Genomic DNA, 2,077 nt, shown 5'->3' on the forward strand with positions numbered 1-2,077 from the left:
ATGCAGGCGTAGCGCCGCGTCATCAGCCCGTGTTCGTCGAACTCCCAGTTTTCGTTGCCGTACGAGCGGAACCAGTTTCGTGAGTCGTCATGGCTCTCGTAGGCAAAACGTACGGCGATCCGGGCGCCGGAAAACGCCCAGAGTTCCTTGATCAGCCGGTAATCGAGTTCTCGTTGCCACTTACGGGTAAGCAGCGCGACGATCTCCGCGCGCCCCTTGGCAAACTCAGCACGATTGCGCCAGCTCGAATCGATCGAATACGCAAGCGATACGCGTTCGGGATCACGTGTATTCCATCCGTCTTCAGCGAGACGGACTTTGGCAGTCGCCGTCTCGTGCGTGAACGGTGGACAAGGCGGCCGGGATTCTTCAGACATCATTTCACCTCGTCGAATGCCATACACAGGAGTCTGTCAGCAAGCCCTCGGGACCGCTTTAGGTTGCGAACGGTCTCGAAGGCTTTTCTATTGCTTTCGCACGATGAGCGAGCCCCCACTCATCAGCCCGCGCAGTCTTGTCACCGAGACCGTGCAAATTCGAAAAAGTGCATCTGAGTGAAAAGAGGATGTACTTCGATTGGACGAAGATGCTTCTTCGTCAGGCAATCCGGGAATGCCGCCCATTACGTCGTTGAGAAGGAACCCGTCATGACCTCCAGCGCAGCAGATGACGACAGCGAGAGCACTGCGATGCCCATGTATCGATGCGTTCAGTGCGTAGGCGCGTTCGCCGCCGTGCCGCATTCCTCGCTCGGACGGGCGCCAGGGTCAGACGGGTATCTGATCGAGGAGATCAAACCCGGAATCTTCTGGCTCAGTGCGGGAGGTTATGACACGCTCTTCATGTCGACCGGGCAAGGCGTCATCGTGATCGACGCTCCGCCATCCATGCGTAGCCTCCTGATGCAGGCGATCCACTCGAAGACCGCAGAACCCGTCACGCATGTGATCTACAGTCACTCGCACTTCGACCACATTGGAGCGGCAGACGTTTATCCGGACACCGCCATGCGTATTGCACATCAGAGTACGGCGGACATACTGCGGAGCTACCGTGACGCTCGTCGGCCGTATCCGTCCACGACGTTCGCCACGGAATACCTGCTGGAAGTGGGAAACAAGCGGCTCGAACTCAGCTATCAAGGAAACATCCATCAGCCGGGCAACATCTTCATCTACGAACCGCGGCAAAAGGTCCTCATGCTGGTTGACGTCATATTTCCGGGGTGGGTGCCGTTCAGAAGCCTCGCCATCGCCAACGACGTTCACGAATTCATCGGCGCTCACGACCTTCTTCTCGCTTACGACTTCGATGTCATGGTCTGCGGTCACCTGACGCGATACGGGACACGTGCCGATGTCGAGACACAACGCGAATATGTCGGGCACCTGCGCAACGCCTCGAAAGGCGCGCTGGCATCCGTACGAATAGAGGATGTCGGCGCGCGAACGGGCTTCGACAACATCTGGGCATTGATGGACACCTACCTCAATGACATGGTCGCTCAGGTCACGAACGAAGTGCTGACCACCCCAACGTCCGACGGTCGGCTCTGGACGGAGCGGCTTGGCGGTGCGGACGTCTGGACGTGTCATCACGCGTTCGCAATGATCCACGCGCTGCGGGTCGAGAACCCGGATTGAAACCCTGAATGATCTTCCGCCGGTTGGCGCAAGGCGCGGTTCGCGGCTGCAAGAACGTTCTATCTCTTCGCACACAACTTCCGTAGATTGCCGACATCGACCTGTCGCCCGAGGATTTCCACTGGAGCTGGCAGGAGACATTCATTGCCACAGAGGAGCCGCACCGTGAACGCCTGCCGTCCCGCCGCGAAGTGGACTGTTGTGGACTACCGCCCGGAGTTCAACGACCAAGTCATCGCCCTGATTCTAAAGATCCAGAATGTGGAGGCGAACCTCGACATATCACTCGATCAGCAACCCGACCTGCTCGACATCGAATCGAACTATACAAAATCCGGTGGCAATTTTTGGGTGGCGCTCAGTGAGACAAGCCGGGTGATCGGAACCATCGGACTGAAGCTCGAAACCGAATCCGTTGCTGTATTGAAGAAGCT

General features: G+C 57.7%; 2 protein-coding genes and 1 pseudogene. 2 read left to right on the forward strand and 1 reads right to left on the reverse strand.

Annotated elements, in window-relative coordinates:
* Nucleotides 1–380, reverse strand: a 380-nt coding sequence (locus AWB67_RS36805) for a DUF1348 family protein (protein ID WP_374729889.1), incomplete at its 3' end; no start/stop codon positions are given.
* A gap of 267 nt (nucleotides 381–647) precedes the next feature.
* On the opposite strand from AWB67_RS36805, the gene AWB67_RS36810 reads away from it, so the two are divergent.
* Nucleotides 648–1,643, forward strand: coding sequence for an MBL fold metallo-hydrolase (locus AWB67_RS36810; protein WP_087660738.1), 996 nt, complete (start codon nucleotides 648–650; stop codon nucleotides 1,641–1,643).
* A gap of 165 nt (nucleotides 1,644–1,808) precedes the next feature.
* A pseudogene (locus AWB67_RS36815) lies at nucleotides 1,809–2,077 on the forward strand (GNAT family N-acetyltransferase); the annotation flags it as partial.

Source organism: Caballeronia terrestris, from assembly GCF_001544515.1.
In the GTDB taxonomy this organism is placed as follows: Bacteria; Pseudomonadota; Gammaproteobacteria; order Burkholderiales; family Burkholderiaceae; genus Caballeronia; species Caballeronia terrestris.

Coding starts and splice junctions, on each gene's coding strand:
- AWB67_RS36810 (WP_087660738.1), top strand. CDS start 648: ATGACCTCCAGCGCAGCAGATGACGACAGCGAGAGCACTGCGATGCCC.